The sequence below is a fragment of the Pseudomonas viridiflava genome (assembly GCF_003702045.1).
In the GTDB taxonomy this organism is placed as follows: Bacteria; Pseudomonadota; Gammaproteobacteria; order Pseudomonadales; family Pseudomonadaceae; genus Aquipseudomonas; species Aquipseudomonas viridiflava_C.
Window position 1 is genome coordinate 259247 of record NZ_RBTP01000076.1, and the last position, 21590, is coordinate 280836.

The window sequence follows — 21590 nt, forward strand, 5'->3', positions numbered from 1 at the left end:
GGCGCGCAGTAAACAGAGAATCTGTGGGAGCGAGCTTGCTCGCGAAGAGGCCAGTGAATCCAGTCGGGACTTTTCGCCTGATGCATGGTTTTTCGCGAGCGAGCTCGCTCCCACAGCCTCAGTTCCTTCCAGAAATCCAAGCTTCCCCATCCAATTTCAGAAGAGTTTTCGAACGTCCGCTATTTTTTATTGATTGATCGTTCAATCAAAAATCTTTAGACTGTGCCAGCCATTTCGGTATAACGATCACTTCAGCCACTCGGGAGAATCGCGTTTATGCCAAAGGTCGGTATGCAACCCATCCGCCGCCAACAGTTGATCCAGGCCACGCTTACCGCGGTCGATCAGGTTGGCATGGGCGACGCCAGCATTGCGTTGATCGCCCGTCTTGCGGGTGTGTCGAACGGCATCATCAGTCACTACTTTCAGGACAAGAACGGCCTGATCGCAGCCACCATGCGCCATCTGATGAACGCACTGATCCAGACCGTCAGAGATCGCCGCCAGGCCCTGACCGACGACAGCCCACGTGCGCATCTGCAAGTGATCATCGAAGGCAACTTCGACGCTAGCCAGGTCAACGGCCCGGCCATGAAAACCTGGCTCGCCTTCTGGGCAACCAGCATGCATCACCCGTCGCTGCACCGTTTGCAGCGCATCAATGATCATCGCCTGTACTCGAACCTGTGCTGTCAGTTCCGCCGCGCATTGCCGCCGGAACAAGCACGCAACGCGGCCCGCGGGCTTGCAGCCCTGATAGATGGGTTGTGGCTGAGAGGCGCGTTGTCAGGCGATGCATTCGACACCGAGCAAGCGCAACGGATCGCTTACGAATACATGGACTTTCAACTGGCGAAATCGGCGAACTGAGTGCTTACGAAGCGCCATCACCGACCGACTGAATCACCGTGTTGCCCGATGTTTCCGGCACACTGAAATCAGTCATCGCCTCCCCCACTGAATTTGCGAGGACTTTATGGCCCGTTTTGAATTGCAGAAACTTTACATCGGCGGCGGCTATGTCGATGCCAGCAGCACCGAGACCTTTGACTCCATCAACCCGGCGAACGGCGAAGTACTGGCCAAGATCCAGCGCGCCACCCAGGAAGATGTCGAGCGCGCCGTGGTCGCGGCTGAAAAAGGCCAGAAAATCTGGGCTGCCATGACTGCCGTGGAGCGTTCGCGCATCCTGCGTCGTGCCGTGGACATCCTGCGCGAGCGCAACGATGAACTGGCCGCGCTGGAAACCCTGGACACGGGCAAGGCTATCTCCGAAACCCGCTATGTGGACATCGTGACCGGCGCTGATGTGCTGGAGTACTACGCAGGCCTTGTGCCCGCCATCGAAGGTGAACAGATCCCGCTGCGTGACTCCTCGTTCGTCTACACCCGCCGCGAGCCACTGGGCGTCGTTGCCGGGATCGGCGCGTGGAACTACCCGATCCAGATCGCCCTGTGGAAATCCGCACCGGCGCTGGCGGCAGGCAACGCGATGATCTTCAAACCAAGTGAAGTCACGTCGCTGACCACACTGAAACTGGCCGAAATCTACACCGAAGCGGGCGTGCCGGATGGCGTGTTCAACGTGCTGACGGGCAGTGGCCGTGAAGTTGGCACCTGGATCACCGAGCACCCGCGCATCGAGAAAGTCTCCTTCACCGGCGGCACCGATACCGGCAAGAAAGTCATGGCCAGCGCTTCGAGCTCTTCGCTCAAGGAAGTGACGATGGAGCTGGGCGGCAAGTCGCCGCTGATCGTGTTCGACGACGCCGATCTGGATCGCGCCGCCGACATTGCGATGATGGCCAACTTCTACAGCTCGGGTCAGGTCTGCACCAACGGCACCCGCGTGTTTGTGCCAAACGCACTGAAGGCCGAGTTTGAAGCCAAGATCCTTGAGCGCGTGAAGCGTATTCGTGCCGGTAACCCGGAAGACGAAAACATCAACTTCGGCCCGTTGGTCAGTTTCGAGCACATGGAAAGCGTGCTGGGCTACATCGCCAAGGGCAAGGAACAGGGCGCACGCCTGCTGTGTGGCGGCGAGCGACTGACTGGCGGTGACTTCGCCAAGGGCGCGTATGTCGCGCCGACGGTATTCACCGATTGCACCGACGAAATGACCATCGTGCGCGAAGAGATCTTCGGCCCGGTGATGAGCATCCTCGGCTACGACACCGAAGACGAAGTGGTGCGTCGCGCCAACGATACCGATTTTGGCTTGGCCGCTGGCATCGTGACCCGCGACCTGAACCGCGCCCACCGCGTGATTCATTTGCTGGAAGCCGGTATCTGCTGGATCAACGCTTGGGGCGAGTCGGCGGCGCAAATGCCGGTTGGCGGTTACAAGCAGTCGGGCGTGGGTCGTGAAAACGGCATCAGTTCGCTGGCCCAGTACACCCGGATCAAGTCGGTACAGATCGAGCTGGGTGATTACGCCTCGGTTTTCTGAGGTTCGTTGAGTTGAATTTCGTCTGAGGCGAGGCCTTCGCGAGCCTGCTGGCTCGTGAAAGGGCCCGCCTCAAGTAGCGCACTAGCATGGGGTGCTAGGGGTCGAGTCATCCGCTACCCGACCCGCGCTGATTTGCATTTGCCCCACCTACCTTGAAGAGGGCGCATTTATGTCCCAGGAATTCGATTACATCATCATTGGTGCCGGTTCGGCCGGTAACACCTTGGCAGCCCGTCTGACCGAAGACGAAGGCGTCACCGTTCTGCTGCTGGAAGCAGGTGGCCCGGACTATCGTCTGGACTTCCGTACCCAGATGCCTGCCGCACTGGCGTTTCCGCTGCAAGGCCGCCGCTACAACTGGGCGTACGAGACCGAGCCTGAGCCGCACATGAACAACCGCCGCATGGAATGCGGTCGTGGCAAGGGCCTGGGTGGCTCGTCGCTGATCAACGGCATGTGCTACATCCGTGGCAACGCGATGGACTATGACGGCTGGGCGAAAGAGCCAGGTCTGGAAGACTGGAGCTACCTGGATTGCCTGCCGTACTTCCGCAAGGCCGAAACCCGCGACATCGGCGCCGACGATTATCACGGCGGTGAAGGTCCGGTCAGCGTGACCACACCGAAAGCCGGTAACAATCCGCTGTTCCACGCGATGGTCGAAGCCGGGGTGCAGGCCGGTTATCCGCGCACTGACGACCTGAATGGTTATCAGCAGGAAGGTTTCGGTCCAATGGACCGCACCGTGACGCCTAAAGGCCGTCGCGCCAGCACTGCGCGCGGTTACCTGGATGAAGCGAAAAAACGCTCGACGCTGACCATCGTCACTCACGCCCTGACCGACCGCATTCTGTTCGAAGGCAAACGTGCCGTCGGCGTGGCATATCTGGTAGGCGACAACGATACCCGCATCGAAGCCCGTGCCCGTAAGGAAGTCCTGCTGTGCGGCGGCGCGATTGCTTCGCCGCAGATCCTGCAACGCTCCGGCGTCGGTCCTGCCGAACTCCTGAACAAGCTGGACATTCCAGTGGTGCATGACCTGCCAGGCGTCGGCCAGAACCTTCAGGACCACCTGGAGATGTACCTTCAATATGCCTGCACACAGCCTGTGTCGCTCTACCCGTCCCTGATGTGGTGGAACCAGCCTGCGATTGGTGCAGAGTGGATGTTCCTCGGCACCGGTATCGGTGCCAGCAACCAGTTTGAAGCGGGTGGTTTCATTCGTTCGAGCGAAGCGTTCGAGTGGCCAAACATTCAGTACCACTTCCTGCCGGTCGCGATTAACTACAACGGAACCAAGGGCGTGCAGGAGCATGGTTTCCAGGCTCACGTCGGTTCGATGCGCTCGCCAAGCCGTGGTCGCGTACACGTCAAGTCCAAGAACCCGCGCGAGTACCCGAGCATCCTGTTCAATTACATGGCCTCCGAGCAGGACTGGCAGGAGTTCCGCGACGGCATCCGCCTGACCCGTGAAATCATGCAGCAGCCTGCGCTGGATCCGTACCGTGGCCGAGAAATCAGCCCGGGCATTGATGTGCAGTCGGATGAGGCGCTGGACCAGTTCGTGCGTGAACATGCCGAGACGGCCTATCATCCGTCGTGTTCCTGCAAGATGGGCACCGATGAGATGGCCGTGGTCGATGGACAGGGCCGTGTGCATGGCATGCAAAGCCTGCGTGTGGTGGATGCCTCGATCATGCCGATCATCACCACCGGCAACCTGAACGCGCCAACGATCATGATCGCCGAGAAAATCGCCGACAAGATCCGCGGCCGCCAGCCCCTGCCGCGCAGCACGGCGGACTACTTCGTGGCCGGCGACAAGCCAGCGCGTGGCAAGCCGTTGCGTGAGATCAGCCATCAGGCGTAATTGAGCATGATCGCGCCGATGCTCTGCGCTCCACTCAAGAGCGGACGCAGAGCATCCTGACAGGCGTTACCACGCAGAGCGCTCGTTATACACAAGTCGCGATTAGCCTCTGGAACGGCCACGATTTCGGCCTAGGGAGCGGACCGGGCGGCGCTCCGCTTGTCCGCGAAAGCGGGTACATCCGACGAAGATGCAGCGTCTGAAACATAGCATTCGCGGACAAGTCCGCTCCCACGTTCAGGCATCGTATTCCTCCATGAGGACTTATGTATAAAGACGAGCGCTCCGCGTGGGCATGCAGCCTGGGACGTTCCGCGTCCCACTCGGAAGCTGGCGCAGAGCGTCCTTTCGGGTCACGTAAGCGTCTATCTCAACCTAACGGGTGCAGCGCGCCCGTCCTCGGGTTAATCTCCGTCTTCAAGGCAATCGGCCCACAAGGCCGTCCGGACTTTACCGACCGCCCTCAAGAAGGAGCTTGTCTGCATGTTCGATTTTTCCGCTCAGCTCAAGCAGCGGTTTGCTGCCCTCACGAGTGATGCGCAATTCTTTTCCATACGTTATGTCCGGCAAAACGGCCAGCGTCTGAGCGTGCGCAAGAACGTCGCCGAACCGCCGTCGCTGTTTAAGGATGAAGGCGCGATGCTGACGGTGCGCCTCAATGGCGTCGAAGCCTATGCCGCGACCAATGACCTGTCCCAGAACGGCTTGCAGGCTGCTCTCCAGCAGGCAGAGGCGATGGCCCGGCGTCTGGCACCCCACGCGTTGCTGGACCTGACTGCCCACCCGGTTTCCACGGCCAGGGCCGATTATTTCTCGCCGAACTTCAACCAGGCCTTCCCGCCGCTGAGCGATTGCATCGGCCTGTTGATGACCGAATCCACGTCGGTTCCGAAAGACGAACGGCTGGTCAACTGGCAGGCAACGCTGGGGCTGGAGACGGTCGAGCAGATCTACTTCAATACCGCTGGTGCCGAACTGCGTCAGGCGCAGCGCTTTGTGTTTCCTGGCATGAGCGTCACGGCCTACGACGGAGCCGACAGTCAGACCCGCAGCCTGGGTGGCCATAATTTTGGTCAGCAGGGCGGTGTAGAAGTGCTGAGCAGTTGCGGCTTGATCGGCTCAGCCACCAAGGTCGCCGATGAGGCGATGCAGTTGATTCTGGCCCCCAACACACCGTCCGGCCCACGCGACCTGCTGGTGATGCCTGACCAGATGGTGCTGCAGATCCATGAAGCCATCGGGCACCCGTTGGAGCTGGACCGGATTCTGGGTGACGAGCGCAATTACGCGGGCACCAGTTTCGTCAAAATGTCGGACTTCGGCACCCTGCAGTACGGCTCCAGCCTGCTCAACGTTACCTTCGATCCAGACATCCCCGAGCAACTGGCCAGCTACGCACACGACGACGATGGCACGGCAGCCAGCAAGCAGTTCCTGATCAAAGACGGCCTGCTGCAACGCCCGCTTGGCGGTGCGCTGTCGCAATACCGCAGCGGCCTGGACGGTGTTGCCAACAGCCGCGCTTGCAGCTGGAACCGCCCGCCCATCGACCGCATGGCCAACCTGAACATCGAGCCGGGTGACCAATCGATGGCCAGTCTGATAGGTGGCATTGAGCGCGGCATTCTGATGTCTAACAACCGTTCGTGGTCCATCGACGATGCCCGCAACAAGTTCCAGTTCGGCTGCGAGTGGGGCCAACTGATCGAAAACGGCGAACTGAAAGGCGTGGTCAAGAATCCCAACTACCGCTCGATATCAGCCCGTTTCTGGAAAAGCCTTAGCGCAGTCGGCGATGCCAGCACGTTCAGAGTGCTGGGCACGCCCAACTGCGGCAAAGGCGAACCCAATCAGGCAATCCGGGTCGGCCACGCGACGCCAGCGTGTGTCTTTAGCAACGTCGATGTGTTTGGAGGTGACGCCTGATGTCTCATCAACAGCAATTCGAGGCATTGGTCGCCGCGCTCAAGGCAGCCATTGGCCCCAGCGAACAGTTCACGCTGGCGTATGACGCCGAGGCGTCGGACTTCATTCGCTTCAATCACGGCCAGGTGCGTCAGGCCGGTCAGGTGCAGCAAGCCATTCTGAACCTGAAGCTGATTGATGACGGCCGCCACGCGAACCTGGAACTGACCCTTTCCGGCGACATGGACACCGACACGCAGCGTATGACCGATGCCTTGCAGCAGTTGCGCCAAACCCTGCCGTTGCTGTCAAAGGACCCGTATCTGCTGCCCAATACGCAGCCTTGGCAAAGCAACAACGTTCAGGAAAGCCCGCTGCCGGACAGCGGCCAGGTCGTCGAGCGGATCGGCGAACTGGCGCACGGGCTGGATCTGGTCGGTTTCTATGCCTCTGGCCCTCTTTATCGAGGCTTCGCCAGTTCCTGGGGCGCGCAGGGCTGGCATCAGGCCAACAGCTTCAACTTCGACTGGAGCCTGTTTCACGAAAACGGCCAGGCGGTCAAAGCCAACTACGCCGGTCACGCCTGGGACAACGAGGCGTTCACACGCCGCTTCGAGCAGGCCCGTGAGCAACTGGCCTATCTCGGTCGCCCGCTACACACCCTTGAACCCGGTCAGTACCGCGCCTATCTGGCACCGGCGGCGCTGGATGAAATCATCGGCATGCTGAGTTGGGGCGGGTTTTCCGCTCAGGCCATTGCCAGCAAACACAGCCCGTTGCAGCGGCTGTACAACGGCGACACGCACTTCAGCGCGTTGGTCAGCGTTGACGAGAACGTTAGCGGCTCGCTGTCTCCGGCGTTCTCCCGTGAAGGTTATCCGCGCAAGGATCTGGCGCTGATCGCGGCGGGCAAAGCAGGCGAACGACTGGTGGACTCCAGCAGCGCCGCTGAATACGACCTGCAGGCCAATGGCGCGGATTACGGCGAGTGGCCCAGCGCGCTGGACATTGCAGGGGGTTCGCTGGAACTGGATCAGGTGTTGCAGAAGCTCGGCACCGGTCTGTACATCAGCAACCTCTGGTATTTGAACTTCTCGGACCGGCCTGCCGCTCGTCTGACCGGCATGACCCGTTTCGCCACGTTCTGGGTCGAAGACGGCAAGATCGTCGCGCCCGTCAGCACCATGCGCTTCGACGACAGTGCCTACAGCTTGTTGGGCAGTGCCCTTGAAGACCTGACCCGCGAGCGAGAACTCATTCTGCAATCGAGCACTTACAGCCAACGCCAGACAGGCTCCATTCAATTGCCGGGTGCTTTGATCAGCCGACTGACCCTCACGTTATAGCAAGGAGCTTATGAGCAACTCTGCCACGCACGTACTGGACGACAAGACCCTGCGCTGGATGCCGTGGGTCATTGCCATCGCCTTCTTCATGCAAAGCCTGGACGGCACGATCCTCAACACCGCCTTGCCGTCGATGGCCGAATCGCTCGCCGAAGACCCGCTGCGCATGCAATCGGTGGTCATCGCCTACATGTTGACCATCGCACTGCTGATCCCGGCCTCGGGCTGGATTGCGGACCGATTCGGCATCAAGCGGATCTTCTTCAGCGCCATTCTGCTGTTCAGTTTCGGCTCGCTGCTGTGTGCGCTGTCCAACTCGCTGGGCATGCTGGTCGGGGCACGGGTGATTCAAGGGCTGGGCGGCGCGCTGATGGTGCCCATCGGGCGGCTGATCGTGCTGCGCGTGTACCCGCGCTCGGAGCTGGTGCGGATCATGGGGTTCATCACCGTACCGGGGCTGGTGGGTCCACTGCTCGGTCCGACGATGGGTGGCTGGATGGTCGAGTACCTGAGCTGGCACTGGATCTTTCTGTTGAACATTCCGGTCGGGATTCTGGGCTGCTACGCGGTCAAGCACTTCATCCCGGACATTCCCGGAGGCGGACGAACACGGTTCGATGGGGTTGGCTTCGTGCTGTTCGGCGCAGCAATGGTGCTGATCACCATCGCGATGGAAGGCCTGGGCGAGCTGCACCTGCCGCACATGCGCGTGGTGTTGCTGCTGTTCGCCGGCATGGGCTGCCTGGCGGCCTACTGGCTGCGGGCCGGGCATATCGACGCGCCCTTGTTCGCACCGTCGCTGTTCCGCACCCGCACCTTTGCGGTCGGCATCATGGGCAACCTGTTCGCTCGACTGGGCAGCGGCGCCCTGCCGTTTCTGGTGCCGTTGCTGCTACAGGTCGCGCTGGGCTACTCGCCGTCCCAGGCTGGCATGAGCATGCTGCCACTCGCCGCTGCCGGGATCTTCGCCAAGACCGTGGCGCGCTGGCTCATCGAGCACATGGGCTATCGCACTATCCTGACCGGCAACACGCTGTTGCTGGGCATTTTGCTGGCCAGCCTGGCACTGGTCGACGGGCAAACGCCGTACTGGGTTTTGCTGGTGCATCTGGGGTTGTTGGGAGCGGTCAACTCATTGCAGTTCACCGCTATGAACACCGTAACGCTGATCGACCTCGACGACGCCAGCGCCGCCAGCGGCAACAGCCTGTTGTCCGTGGTGGCGCAACTGTCGCTGAGCCTTGGGGTGGCCAGTGCCGCAGCGTTGCTGGGTGGCTTCAGTGACGAGGTGGCGACAGGCGAGGTGAGCAATGTACTGGGCGCATTCCAGATGACCTTCCTGAGCGTCGGCATACTGGCGATGTTCGCCGCGGGGATCTTTCTGCAACTGCCTGCGGGCGAGGGGCGCAAGAAGGTGGCATGAGTGGATCCGCGCCTCGTCCGGCATCGGACACGTTTCCGACCGTGGGAACGATCATCACCGAGCACTGATCAGCACGCCGATCAGCCATTTATCGACATCGCCATCTGAGCCTATCCCCGGACCTGATACACTGCGCGACATTTTTGTTTTGCAGGTCCATCGTCGTGACAAACACCGCTTTCAATACTCTGCCCCTGTCTGCTGCCATGCTGGCTAACCTGGAGTCGCTTGGTTATGCCGAAATGACACCGATTCAGGCGCAGAGCCTGCCGGTGATTCTCAAGGGCATGGACCTGATCGCTCAGGCCAAAACAGGCAGCGGCAAGACCGCCGCCTTCGGCATCGGGCTGCTGAACCCGATCAACCCGCGCTTCTTCGGCTGCCAGGCACTGGTCATGTGCCCGACCCGCGAGTTGGCCGATCAGGTGGCCAAGGAAATCCGTCGTCTGGCCCGTTCGGAAGACAACATCAAGGTCCTGACCCTGTGTGGCGGCGTGTCGTTCGGCCCGCAGATCGGTTCGCTGGAGCACGGCGCGCACATCATCGTCGGTACGCCGGGCCGCATTCAGCAGCACTTGCGCAAAGGCTCGCTGGTGCTGGACGGCCTGAACACCCTGATCCTCGATGAAGCAGACCGCATGCTGGACATGGGCTTCTACGACGCCATCGCCGACATCATCGAACAGACCCCGCAGCGCCGTCAGACCCTGCTGTTTTCGGCCACCTACCCGGTCGGCATCAAGCAACTGTCGTCGAAGTTCATGCGCGATCCGCAGACCGTCAAGGTCGAAGCGCTGCACGCCGACAGCCAGATCGAGCAGATTTTCTATGAGATTTCCCCAGAGCAGCGTCTGGAAGCCGTGGTCAAGGTGCTGGGCCATTTCCGCCCGACTTCTTGCGTCGCGTTCTGCTTCACCAAGCAGCAGGTCCAGGAAGTCGTCGATCACCTGACCGCCAAAGGCATGTCCGCCGTCGGCCTGCATGGCGATCTGGAACAGCGCGACCGTGATCAGGTGCTGGCAATGTTCGCCAACCGCAGCACCTCGGTGCTGGTCGCCACCGACGTGGCCGCACGCGGTCTGGACATCGACGCACTGGACATGGTGATCAACGTCGAGCTGGCACGCGATTCGGAAATCCACATCCACCGCGTCGGCCGTACCGGCCGTGCAGGCGAGAAAGGCATCGCCGTCAGCCTGGTCGCACCGTCGGAAAGCCAGCGCGCCCGTGCCATTGAAGAGCTGCAGAAAGCACCGTTGAACTGGCAGCAATACGACCAGTTGAGCATCAAGGAAGGCGGCAAACTGCTGCCCGCCATGACGACGCTGTGCATCGGTTCGGGCCGCAAGGACAAACTGCGTCCGGGCGACATTCTCGGCGCGCTGACGGGCGAAGCCGGTATTCCGGGCACGCACGTCGGCAAGATCGCGATCTTCGACTTCCAGGCCTACGTGGCGGTCGAGCGCAGCATGGCCAAACAGGCGCTTGAGCGCTTGAACAACGGCAAGATCAAAGGCAAGTCGCTGCGCGTGCGGATTTTGTAAACCACCGAGAGTGATCGTGCCCACGCCCCGGCGTGGGCATGCAGCCCGTGACGCTCTGCGTCACCTCCAGAAGCGGACGCGCAGCGTCCATGCAGGCGATTCCCGAGGACCATGCTGTGCCCGTTACTGACGTTGTAATCATTGGCGCTGGCGCCGCAGGTTTGATGTGTGCGTTTACCGCTGCCAGTCGCGGGCGCAAGGTGATGCTGATCGATCACGCCAACAAACCCGGCAAGAAGATTCTCATGTCGGGTGGCGGACGCTGCAACTTCACCAATATGTACACCGAGCCTGCCAATTTCCTTTCGCAGAACGAGCACTTCTGCAAGTCCGCACTGGCGCGCTACACCCAATGGGATTTCATCGAGATGGTCGCCAAACACGGCGTGCCGTATCACGAGAAAAAACTCGGGCAGCTGTTCTGTGACAACAAGTCCAGCGACATTCTGGAGATGCTGCTGGAGGAGTGCCGTCAGGCCGGTGCCAGCCTGCACATGGACACCTCCGTGCAGCAGATTGACAAGACCGATTCGGGCTACCGGCTGCACACCACGCTCGGCACGCTGGATTGCCAATCCCTGGTGATCGCCACCGGCGGGCTGTCGATTCCGACACTGGGCGCAACCGGGTTTGGTTATCAGGTCGGCAAACAGTTCGGCCACACCTTGCTGCCGACGCGCGCAGGCCTTGTGCCGTTCACCATCACCGATCAGCTCAAGACGCTGTGTACCGAACTCTCGGGCACTTCGGTGGATTGTCTGGTGAGCTGCAACGACACTTACTTCCGCGAGAACATCCTGTTCACCCACCGTGGCCTCAGCGGCCCGGCCATTTTGCAGATTTCCTCGTTCTGGCAGCCTGGCGATACCGTTGAAATCAACCTGTTGCCCGATCACGACGTGCCCGCCTGGCTTTCGCAACAACAGGCCGAACGCCCCAACAGTGAGTTGAAAACACTGCTGGGTGAGATCTTCACCAAGAAGATGGCTAACCTGATCGCCGAGCACTGGTTCGTTTCCAAACCGATGAAGCAGTACACCCACGCTGAATTGGCCGACATCGCCGATAAACTGGCGAGCTGGCAGGTCATTCCGGCGGGCACCGAAGGTTACCGCACGGCCGAGGTCACGCTGGGTGGGATCGACACACGTGAGGTGTCTTCCAAGACGATGGAATCGCTGAAGTCGCCCGGCCTGTATTTTGTCGGCGAAGTGCTGGACGTGAGCGGGCATCTGGGCGGCTTCAATTTCCAATGGGCATGGGCATCGGCCTACGCTGCGGCCCAATACGTGTGACCTGCTACTGAATGCCGGTATAAATTTTGCGAGTCGGATGTACAGCCGGGCGTTTGGTCTGTACATATCCTCCTGCAGGATCGATTAATTGAGCACAAGGCCGTCAGCTTATTCATGGCATCGAAATCGCTTCGTCACACCTTCCGCCGTTTGTGGGCGCTGGATAAATTCAGCTATAGCGTTCGAGTCTTCATTGCCCTGACCGGCAGCATGGCGCTGTGTTGGTATCAAAACGAGATGGCCCTGCTGATCCCGCTGTTTCTGGGGATTATCGCCAGCGCTCTGGCCGAAACCGACGACAGCTGGCAAGGCCGCCTCAACGCGCTGGCCGTGACGCTGGTGTGCTTCAGCATCGCCGCCCTTGCCGTCGAATTACTGTTTCCCTACCCCTGGCTGTTCGTCTGCTCACTGGCGCTGGCCAGCTTTTGCCTGACGATGCTCGGTGCGCTGGGCGAGCGCTACGGCGCGATTGCCTATGGCACGCTGATTCTCTCGGTCTACACCATGATAGGCGTGGACCAGCGCGGCGGTGAGGTGTTGGATTTCTGGCATGAGCCGATGCTGCTGGTGGCGGGTGCCGCGTGGTACGGCCTGCTGTCCGTCGTGTGGCAGATGCTGTTTTCCAACCAGCCGGTGCAGCAGGCGCTGGCGCGGCTGTTCCGCGAACTGGGTCAGTACCTGAAACTCAAGTCGACGTTGTTCGAGCCGATTCGCACCCTGAACGTGGAAGCCCGTCGCCTTGAGCTGGCGCAGCAGAACGGCAAAGTGGTCGCGGCGCTGAATGCGACCAAGGAGATCATTCTGCACCGGGTCGGCAGCGGACGGCCGGGTTCGAAAGTCAGTCGTTATCTGAAACTGTATTTCATCGCGCAAGACATCCACGAGCGCGCCAGCTCGTCGCACTACCCCTACAACTCGCTAACCGACGCGTTTTTCCACAGTGACGTGCTGTTCCGCTGCCAACGCCTGCTGCGTCAGCAGGGCGTGGCGTGTCAGGTACTCTCTGAATCCATCCAGTTGCGCCAGCCGTTCGTTTACGACCCAAGCTTCGCCGAGGCAATGGAAGACCTGCACGCCTCTCTCGAACACCTGCGCATTCAGAGCAACCCGGCGTGGCGCGGGCTATTGCGTTCGTTACGCGCCCTGGCCGCCAACCTCTCCACGCTGGATCGTCTGATCAGCGACGCCAGCAACCCGGATGCCGTGGCAGACGCCACTGACAGCAGTCTGCTGGACCGCTCGCCGCGCAACCTCAAGGACGTGTGGACACGGCTGCGTTTGCAGATGACGCCGACTTCACTGCTGTTTCGTCACGCACTGCGCCTGCCGCTGGCCCTGACGATCGGCTATGCGATGGTGCATCTGATTCACCCGTCGCAGGGCTACTGGATCATCCTGACCACGGTATTCGTCTGCCAGCCGAGCTACGGCGCGACGCGACGCAAGCTCGGCCAGCGGATCATCGGCACGGCCATCGGGCTGACCGTCGGCTGGGTACTGTTCGATCTGGTCACCAGTCCGATTCTGCAATCGATGTGCGCCGTGCTGGCCGGCGTCGTGTTTTTCGTCAACCGCACAACCCGCTACACGCTGTCGACTGCGGCGATCACGGTGATGGTGCTGTTCTGCTTCAATCAGGTGGGCGATGGTTACGGGCTGTTCCTCCCAAGGCTGTTCGATACGCTGTTGGGTAGCCTGATCGCAGGCCTTGCGGTGTTCCTGTTCCTGCCGGACTGGCAAGGGCGGCGCTTGAACAAGGTGCTGGCCAACACGCTGACCTGCAACAGCATCTATTTGCGGCAAATCATGCAGCAATACGCCAAGGGCAAGAGTGACGATCTGGCGTACCGACTGGCCCGACGCAACGCGCACAACGCTGACGCGGCGTTGTCGACCACGCTGGCGAACATGCTCATGGAGCCGGGGCATTTTCGTAAGGAAGCGGACGTCGGATTCCGCTTTCTTGTGCTGTCACACACGCTGCTGAGTTACCTGTCCGGTCTGGGCGCGCACCGTGACACGCAACTGCCAACCGATGTCCATGAGCACTTGATCGACGGCGCAGGTGCGCGGCTGGCCGCCAGTATCGACGAAATCGCCAGTGGCCTCGCTGAAAAGCAGAACGTTGCCGTACAGAGCGATGAAGAAGAAGCCTTGGCGGCGCAGCTTGAGCAGATACCCGAAGAGATGGATGAAAGCCAGCGACTGGTCCAGACCCAACTGGCACTGATCTGCCGACAACTGTCGCCGTTACGCACCCTCGCCGCGCACTTGATCAAGACACCCGATGTCGTCAAAGACCATGCCGTCTGAACAGCTCGTCGTAACTGCCATCTGCCTTCATGGCGGCAATTTCGCGGTCGAAGCTTTCGACGATATCGGCATGCCTTGGGTGCTTCAGGCTGACCAGAATATGCAGGCCATTCTCGCTGAGCGATCCAGGGAGCAATTCCACGCGGTCGCGAATCTCTTCTGACTCGAGGTTGAGTTTGTAACGCGCGACATATTCATCCTCCAGCGTCAGGTCCACCCGCTCGGCGGCCAGCATGCGCAGCGCCGCTGAAAAATTCTGCACCGGCACTTTCTGCATTGACGTGTCGTTGTCGAATTCAGGCGCATAGGCGTAACCGCGCACAACGGCGATCACGTAGGCATGCAACTGTTTCTGGGTCTGGGCCGCGATGGGTGAGTCCTTGCGCTTGAGCAGACGAATGCGATTGACCAGATAAGGCTTGGAAAACTGGCCGATCAGGGTCCTCTCTTCACTGAACCAGGCATCCACCAGCACGTCATGACGACCTTCGCTCAGGCCCAGCAGCGCTCTGGCCCACGGCACTTGTGCGTACTCGACGGTATAACCGGCACGCTTCAGCGCAGTGCTGACGATATCGGTGGCAAGCCCGCCATTGGTCAGCAGGGCGTCAGTGAAGGGTGGCCAGGGATCAGCGACCAGACGCAATTTTTCCGCAGCGCTGGCGTGCGCCATCGACAGAAACACCAGAAACCCTAAGGCTCGAAGCAGGTACGACATGCTTTGGTTCCTGAGAGGACCGCGTGCCGGTGCGATGCTGACGACACCGAAGTCGCCTTTCATAACGATGGCTTTAAGCCTTATTGAAGACCCAAAACGCCGGTTCAACAAGTCAACGGGATGCAGCCGGTCGTGTTTCCACGCCTGGGGGCTCGTGCACATTCGCCGGTGACGCAGGTAACGGCTGTTGCGACGCTCGCCATCACTACACGCCCAAGGGCTTGGCATGGCTGCGTGGCGCACTGCGTCTGGCGGGAAAACCTTGGGTGCGAAAGACGTTTTCACGCGTGTTTTTTGCGAAACTCCAGAAAAGTGAGCTTGCCGGACTACGAGCGCGTAGGGACAAGGTAAATGCGCCGTAACAGCCTGCGATGCCCCTATCGCATCAGCGTTTATTGGGAATGACGCCAGATGCGTTTAGACTTCGCTTCTGGTTTCTCTGCGAGTCGGCAACATGTCTATCAAATGGATCTGCAAACATCACACCGAGCTGAACATCGAGCAGCTTTACGCCGTGCTGAAGCTGCGCGCCGAGGTGTTCGTGGTGGAACAGCAATGTGTGTACCTGGACGTGGATGGTCAGGACCTGACAGGTGACACCTGCCACTTGATGGCGTGGCAGGACGACCAACTGGTCGCTTACCTGCGCTTGCTTGACCCCATCCAGCAAGGCGGTGATGTGACCATCGGCCGCGTGGTGACCGCACCGTCGATTCGCAGCAGGGGCATTGGCCACGAACTGATGAGCCAGGCCCTAGAGCACGCCGAGCGCAAATGGCCCGATCAGCCGATCTACCTGTCCGCGCAGGCGCACCTTCAAGGCTATTACAGCCGCTACGGTTTCAATGCTGTGGGCGAGGTCTACCTGGAAGACGACATCCCCCACATCGGCATGCGCCGGGATCTGGAGTGAGGACACTCACGCTGCGCGCCGACTGCAAGAGCGCACGCGGAGCGGCCTGAGCAGCGTTACCAGCAGAGCGTGGGAACCATCACGGATACCCCAAAACGGCCTTGACCGAAGCCAGGTGATGGGTGATCCAGTCCCGGTCGATAGCGCCCCAGTCAATGATCCGGTAATGCCCGGCATGGTTGCGGGCACCTTCTTGTTGCTCGAATTCGCAGACGATGTCGAGATCGGCAAGCGCGGCAATAGTGTCTTGGGCGGTGCGGCGTGGCATGCCTGTCACTTTCTCCAGCTCCGGTACGCTGCTGGCGAGTTTACAGTCGATCAGGTACGCCACATACAGCCTGCGGTAGAAGCTGCTTTTGGTCTTGCTGACTTCCATCGGGGTGTCCTTCAGTGGGTGATTCAGGTGATCGATCCGGCGGCGGACAGCTCGCGGTACGTCAAATAAATGCGCAAGTCGAACTCCAACTGGTGGTAGCCGGGCAGCATGTGCTCACACAGCTTGTAGAACGCTTTGTTGTGATCGGACTCGCGGAAATGCGCCAGCTCATGCACCACAATCATCTGCAGAAACTCCGGTGGCGCCTCCTTGAACAGCGACGCCACACGAATCTCGTTCTTGGCCTTGAGCTTGCCGCCCTGCACCCGTGAAATTTTAGTGTGCAAGCCAAGCGCACGATGGGTCAGGTCAAGACGATTATCGAATAGCACCTTGTCGATACTGGGCGCGTTGCGCAGATGATCCTGCTTCAGGGCCAGCGCATAGGCATACAAGGCCTTATCGCTCTGCACCTGATGACGTGCGGGGTAGCGTTGCTGAAGGTAATCGGCAAGCCGCCCCTGAGCGATCAGTTGGCGCACCTGATCCTGAAGGGCCTGGGGATAGGCCTGCAGGTATTTGAGCGGAGCTTGGCTGGACGCAGTCATGAAGTTGGGGCGCAGGCTGAAAAGACGCCATTCTACAGCACTCAGCCCCGTTTCAAGCCTGGCAACTCAAACTGACTCGGGAAGTGCAGCACTTCATCCGCCAGCATCGGGTGGGCAATGAAAAAGCCCTGTACCACCTGACAACCACTGTCGGCCAGCCACTGGTATTGCTCCTGCGTCTCGACACCCTCAGCAATGATCAGCATGTCGAGGTTGCGGGACAGGTCGATGATGCTGCGCGCCAGCGCAGCCTCCCGTGGCGCTCCCAGAATATTGGCCACGAAATGCCTGTCGAGCTTCAAGGTGTCCAATTGCAGGTTTCGCAGGTGCGACAGCGAGCACTCGCCGGTCCCGAAGTCATCCAGCGCAACCCGCACGCCGATGTCATGCAACAGCCCCAGTTGCTTGTGGCTGTGAGTGAGGTTGTGTACCAGAGCGCTTTCAGTAATCTCGACTTCCAACTGGCCCGGTTTCAGGTCGAAACGGTCCATTGCCCGCTTGAGTTCGGACACCAGATTGGGCATACAGAATTGCGTCGGGCTGACACACACGCTTAGAACCACATCGGACGCGAATACGCCACTCCAGACCTGACGCTGCTCAGCCCCCTGGTCGAAGATCCAGCTACCCAGCCTGTTGATCAATCGGGTTTCTTCCAGCAACGGGATGAATAACGCAGGCGGTACGTCGCCGACGGCGGGATGCTGCCAGCGCAACAGTGCCTCGAACCCCCGCAGCCTGCCATCCGCCACATGAACCTGAGGCTGGTACACCACCGAAAAATCCTTGCCGTCGATGGCCGTGCGCACGCTTTCTTCCAGCATTAACCGCGACCGGGCACGCCCGTTCATGTTCTGGTCGTAGAACCGGTATTGCTGACGTCCGGCCCGTTTGGCCTCGTACATGGCGATGTCCGCTGCACGCAGCAGCCCATCGAGGTTGGCACCACAATCGGGGTAGGTGGAAATCCCCACGCTCGCCCCCAGACTGACCTCCACGCCGTCGACATGCCGACGACCCGAAACACGCTCGATCAACTTTTCAGCGATCTTGGCCGCCTGCTCGGGGTAATCGAGCCCGTCGATGACCACGGTGAATTCATCGCCGCCGATGCGCGCCAGAATGTCATAAGGGCGCATGCTCTCCTTGAGCTGCTCGGCCACCCAAATCAACACCTGATCGCCCGCATCATGGCCCAGCGCGTCGTTGATCTGCTTGAAGCCGTCCAGGTCCATGTACAGCACCACCAGGTATTTGCCGACCTGATCGTTGCGGCCCAGCACGCCCTCGACGGCCTGGTAGAAACCGCGCCGATTGAGCAGCCCGGTGAGCGCGTCAGTAACCGCCTGCTTCTCCAGTTGCTGATACAGGTCACGCACCACCGACATGTCGAGGACGGTCAGCACCATCGCCTTCTGCTCGACGGGCAAGGCCGCACACGACAGCGCAACCGGCAATTGACGGCCTTGGGGCGTGCGCAGAATGGCGTCGTGAACGCGGTAAGTATCTGCCCTGCGATAGTGTTTATAGAAGCCCGAGTTCAGCCAACTGCCCGCGTGGGGCTCTTGGACATAATCCAGCACCCGCGTGCCACACAACTGTTCGACGGTGGCGTTGAGCAAAAAGCAGATCGCAGGATTGGCGAAGCTGATCACGCCGTTTTCGTCCACCACCAGGATGCCTTCGGCAACGTTGGCCAGCACCGAGGCGTTGAACGCGCGAGCCGTTTCCAGTTCTTGGGACAGTGCTTGCAACGCACGTCGATTGCGTTGCTGCTCCAGAAGTGTCTGGACCTTGGGCTTAAGGATATTGGGGTCGAAGGGCTTGAACAGGTAATCGGTCGCGCCGCTGGCATAGCCCTTCTGGACCGCGTCTTTGGTCTGCTCGTTGGCGGTCAGAAAAATGATCGGTGTCAGGCGCGTACGCTGGCTGCCGCGCATGAGGCGGGCCACCTCGAAACCGTCCATGCCGGGCATCTGCACATCCAGCAGAACCAGATCCACTTCCTGCTCCAGCAGGATGGTCAGGGCCTCGATTCCCGAACTGGCCGTGACGATGCGCCAGTCAGTCCTTTGCAGGACAGCGCACATCGTTACCAGATTTTCTGGATAGTCATCTACAACCAGTAACACTGAAGAGCCGTCTGCTGGCCCGAATTGCGCGCATTCCATGCTGCTTCTCTATCTGTGGCACGACGCCTGAAACTCAGGAAGACCGTCATACGTATGAAATCAACTCTAGCTGCGTCTTGGGAAAAGCAGAAGCAAGCCAGCTGTTTGCCATCACTAAACATCGACCTACCCGACTAACGGTCATTCCCTACAGCCCCTACATACAGAGGCCTGTAGGAAAAGTGACAGCACTTTGACGTCATCCGACTGACAATTTTGGATTAACAAATTGTCCTACAACCCGTATAAAGCCACGCTGAAACCCTCTGACTAGAGGCCTCCCGCAGGCAAGCATTCCTATTCTGGATGGACCAAAAATGATAGATCTTGCACCGTGGCAACTCAGCATTCCGGTGGATGTTCCGCCCAGAACCATTGAGACAGCTCAATTGGTAAAGGGTTATGACAGCAAATACTTTGGATCGGGTTCCAAATCCATTTTCTTTTGGGCTCCGGTCACCGGCACCAAGACAGACAACGCCAAATACCCGCGCAGCGAGTTTCGGGAAACCTGGCCCGATGGCACGTTGCGTAACTGGATGTACCCCGACGCCGACAACTTTTTGAACGCCAAACTGGAGGTCAACCAAGTTCCGTCCTCCGGCAAAGTCGTCATTGGCCAGATCCATGCTTATGAAAGCACCGAGCCAATGCTCAAGGTCGAGTATCAGTACAAGGAAGCCGACAAGGCGGGCGACATCGTGGCCAAGGTGCGCACACGCTTCGACGATGACGAAAGCAAGGTCTACAAGATCGCCGAAGGCGTACCGCTCAATGAAAAGTTCAACTACGTCATCCACCTCAGCCGCAGCGGCAAACTGAGCGTCAGCGCGCGGGATGTCGACTGGAGCAAGCAGATCAGCGCGAGCTGGCGCGACAAGCCGCTGTATTTCAAGGCGGGGGTCTACGTTCAGGACCACAACGGTTTCAGCAACGAAGGTGGCAAGGCTACGTTCTATAACCTGGATATCGATCACGACAGAACCTGAACGATACGCCTCGCCACAAACGAAAACGGCCCGCACTCCTCAGAGTACGGGCCGTTTCTTTTTGCAGAACGCTGAAGCGTTCGCTATCAGCGGTTGGCCTGGAAATCCTTCTCGGCAGCCAGGAAGCGCGCCTGCATAGAAGCCGAGGCGCCTTTACCGATCAGGCTGAAGACCACGATGGCAATGCTGGCGAAGATAAAGCCGGGAATGATTTCATACAGCCCCATCGTGCTGAACTGCTTCCAGAGCACCACGGTAACGGCGCCGACGATCACACCGGCCAGCGCGCCGTTGCGGGTCATGCCTTTCCACAGCACCGAAATCAGCACCACCGGACCGAACGCAGCGCCGAAGCCTGCCCACGCGTAGCTCACCAGACCCAACACACGGTTTTCCGGGTTGGACGCCAGCAGGATGGAGATCACCGCAATCAGCAGCACCATCGCACGACCGACCCACACCAGCTCCAACTGCGAAGCGCCTTTGCGCAGGTAGGCTTTATAGAAGTCTTCGGTCAGCGCACTGGAACACACCAGCAGCTGGCAGCTCAGCGTACTCATGACGGCGGCGAGAATCGCCGACAACAACACGCCCGCAACCCAGGGATTGAACAGCAGTTTGGCCAGTTCGATGAACACCCGCTCAGGGTTTTCGGTCACGGGACCTGCCACATCAGGGTTGGCAGAGAAGTAGGCGATGCCGAAGAAACCCACGGCAACCGTCCCGCCCAGGCACAGGATCATCCAGGCCATCGAGATACGACGGGCATTGGTAATCGACTTGACCGAGTCGGCTGCCATGAAGCGCGCCAGGATGTGCGGCTGGCCGAAATAGCCCAGGCCCCACGCCATCAACGAGATGATGCCGATAAAGGTGGTGTTCTTGAACATGTCGAAGCTGGTCGGATCCTTCGCTTCGATAGCCAGGAAGGTCGTGTCCACACCACCGGTTGCGAGCAGCACGATGATGGGCGTCAGGATCAGCGCGAAGATCATCAGCGTGGCTTGTACGGTATCGGTCCAGCTCACGGCCAGAAAACCGCCGACGAAGGTGTAGGCAATCGTCGCCGCCGCACCGGCCCACAGGGCGGTTTCGTAGGACATGCCGAAGGTGCTTTCGAACAGGCGCGCGCCTGCAACGATGCCCGATGCGCAGTAGATAGTGAAGAACACCAGAATCACCACGGCCGAGATGATACGCAGCAGCCCGCTGTTGTCTTCGAAGCGGCTGCTGAAATAATCAGGCAGGGTCAGCGCATCACCGTTGTGTTCGGTCTGCACCCGCAGGCGACCGGCCACGAACAGCCAGTTCAGGTAGGCACCGATGATCAGCCCGATGGCGATCCAGCTCTCGGACAATCCCGACATGTAGATAGCGCCCGGCAGACCCATCAACAGCCAGCCGCTCATGTCTGAAGCACCGGCCGAAAGCGCCGTCACGACACTGCCCAGACTGCGCCCGCCCAGAATGTAATCCGAAAGGTTATTGGTGGAGCGATAGGCCATCAGCCCGATAAGGACCATTGCCGCGATATAGATCACAAACGTGATCAAGGTTGGGTTGCTGACACTCATGAGTTCTGCCTTGGCATTGTTTTTATTGGGCACCCGATGACCAAGGGGGATGACACTGAAACCCAGCCCACCCAAGCCTTTTCACCCGACACCGCGCTGACTGATTGCTTCATGGAGCGAACAATCGATGACTACGGTTGTACCGTGGACCGAATC

Annotated in this window: 16 protein-coding genes; 11 read left to right on the plus strand and 5 right to left on the minus strand. The window is 59.8% G+C overall.

The window, feature by feature from the left end; translation table 11 throughout:
- Positions 1–276 precede the first annotated feature (276 nt).
- From betI to yccS, 9 genes are all read left to right on the plus strand, one after another.
- Positions 277–870, plus strand: a complete 594-nt coding sequence (gene betI / locus ALP40_RS24070; RefSeq protein WP_122210635.1) for a transcriptional regulator BetI — start codon at positions 277–279, stop codon at positions 868–870.
- Positions 871–976: 106 nt separating this feature from the next.
- Complete coding sequence (gene betB, locus ALP40_RS24075) at positions 977–2449, plus strand: betaine-aldehyde dehydrogenase (protein WP_122210636.1); 1473 nt, start codon at positions 977–979, stop codon at positions 2447–2449.
- Between the two features lie 169 nt (positions 2450–2618).
- Positions 2619–4319, plus strand: coding sequence for a choline dehydrogenase (gene betA / locus ALP40_RS24080; RefSeq protein WP_122210637.1), 1701 nt, complete (start codon positions 2619–2621; stop codon positions 4317–4319).
- A gap of 483 nt (positions 4320–4802) precedes the next feature.
- On the plus strand, positions 4803–6245 hold the full coding sequence (locus ALP40_RS24085) for a TldD/PmbA family protein (RefSeq protein ID WP_122210638.1): 1443 nt from the start codon (positions 4803–4805) through the stop codon (positions 6243–6245).
- Entirely contained in the window at positions 6245–7570 is a 1326-nt protein-coding gene (locus ALP40_RS24090) for a TldD/PmbA family protein (RefSeq protein ID WP_122210639.1), read from the plus strand. The genes ALP40_RS24085 and ALP40_RS24090 overlap by 1 nt, the downstream gene beginning before the upstream one ends.
- Positions 7571–7580: 10 nt before the next feature.
- Positions 7581–8993 (plus strand): multidrug transporter subunit MdtD, encoded by a 1413-nt coding sequence (gene mdtD, locus ALP40_RS24095; RefSeq protein WP_122210640.1) that lies wholly within the window; start codon positions 7581–7583, stop codon positions 8991–8993.
- Between the two features lie 164 nt (positions 8994–9157).
- Complete coding sequence (dbpA, locus tag ALP40_RS24100) at positions 9158–10537, plus strand: ATP-dependent RNA helicase DbpA (protein WP_122210641.1); 1380 nt, start codon at positions 9158–9160, stop codon at positions 10535–10537.
- A gap of 116 nt (positions 10538–10653) precedes the next feature.
- Positions 10654–11832 carry an NAD(P)/FAD-dependent oxidoreductase gene (locus ALP40_RS24105; RefSeq protein WP_122210763.1) on the plus strand — a complete coding sequence of 393 codons (1179 nt, stop codon included), beginning with the start codon at positions 10654–10656 and terminating at the stop codon, positions 11830–11832.
- Positions 11833–11946: 114 nt separating this feature from the next.
- A complete protein-coding gene (gene yccS, locus ALP40_RS24110) occupies positions 11947–14145 on the plus strand; it encodes a YccS family putative transporter (protein WP_122210642.1) in 2199 nt (732 codons plus the stop codon).
- Here the strand turns inward: yccS and ALP40_RS24115 are convergent.
- Positions 14126–14863: an ABC transporter substrate-binding protein gene (locus ALP40_RS24115; RefSeq protein WP_122210643.1), complete on the minus strand. Its 738-nt coding sequence runs from the start codon at positions 14861–14863 to the stop codon at positions 14126–14128. The genes yccS and ALP40_RS24115 overlap by 20 nt on opposite strands.
- 454 nt (positions 14864–15317) lie before the next feature.
- On the opposite strand from ALP40_RS24115, the gene ALP40_RS24120 reads away from it, so the two are divergent.
- Positions 15318–15776, plus strand: coding sequence for a GNAT family N-acetyltransferase (locus tag ALP40_RS24120; protein ID WP_122210644.1), 459 nt, complete (start codon positions 15318–15320; stop codon positions 15774–15776).
- Positions 15777–15855: 79 nt separating this feature from the next.
- Here the strand turns inward: ALP40_RS24120 and ALP40_RS24125 are convergent, their stop codons facing one another.
- From ALP40_RS24125 to ALP40_RS24135, 3 genes are read right to left on the minus strand one after another with little or no spacing between them, the layout of a single operon-like run.
- Positions 15856–16152 carry a helix-turn-helix domain-containing protein gene (locus tag ALP40_RS24125; protein ID WP_122210645.1) on the minus strand — a complete coding sequence of 99 codons (297 nt, stop codon included), beginning with the start codon at positions 16150–16152 and terminating at the stop codon, positions 15856–15858.
- A 23-nt stretch (positions 16153–16175) separates the two neighbouring features.
- A complete protein-coding gene (locus ALP40_RS24130) occupies positions 16176–16700 on the minus strand; it encodes a YgjP-like metallopeptidase domain-containing protein (protein WP_122210646.1) in 525 nt (174 codons plus the stop codon).
- Between the two features lie 41 nt (positions 16701–16741).
- On the minus strand, positions 16742–18871 hold the full coding sequence (locus ALP40_RS24135; protein WP_122210647.1) for an EAL domain-containing protein: 2130 nt from the start codon (positions 18869–18871) through the stop codon (positions 16742–16744).
- Positions 18872–19188: 317 nt separating this feature from the next.
- On the opposite strand from ALP40_RS24135, the gene ALP40_RS24140 reads away from it, so the two are divergent.
- Positions 19189–19860, plus strand: coding sequence for a polysaccharide lyase family 7 protein (locus ALP40_RS24140; RefSeq protein WP_122210648.1), 672 nt, complete (start codon positions 19189–19191; stop codon positions 19858–19860).
- Between the two features lie 86 nt (positions 19861–19946).
- Here the strand turns inward: ALP40_RS24140 and putP are convergent, their stop codons facing one another.
- The gene (gene putP, locus ALP40_RS24145) at positions 19947–21434 is read right to left on the minus strand and encodes a sodium/proline symporter PutP (RefSeq protein WP_122210649.1); all 1488 of its coding nucleotides are present in this window, start codon (positions 21432–21434) and stop codon (positions 19947–19949) included.
- Positions 21435–21590 lie beyond the last annotated feature (156 nt).